Here is a 231-nt window from a genome sequence, read left to right as displayed (position 1 = left end):
ATCCTTATCGGCACTCGCGATGCTCTTTCGCGGATGGGCGGTTGCGCACGTTGAAAATCTGTCCCACGGCCACGAGATCTTCCGCGCAGGCTTGGCGCTTCTGAGGGAGCTCGGAACCGTCGCTGATCTACCGATCTATCTCTACATGCATGCGACCATGTTCGGCCAGGCGCGCAAATACCAATCGGCGATAGAGGTCGTCACCGACGCCATCGGCGAGGCGAAGGCGAC

The 231-nt window shown here is 60.2% G+C and carries 1 protein-coding gene; it reads left to right on the top strand.

Annotation, left to right across the window (positions count from 1 at the left end):
* A partial coding sequence (locus AF337_RS15640; protein WP_152971098.1) for a hypothetical protein occupies positions 1-231 on the top strand: 231 nt, incomplete at both ends.

It is taken from the genome of Rhizobium ecuadorense (genome assembly GCF_001187535.1).
GTDB lineage: Bacteria > Pseudomonadota > Alphaproteobacteria > Rhizobiales > Rhizobiaceae > Rhizobium > Rhizobium ecuadorense.
The sequence above is the reverse complement of the archived record's forward strand: the minus strand, read 5'-3'. Positions and strand labels throughout refer to the sequence as shown.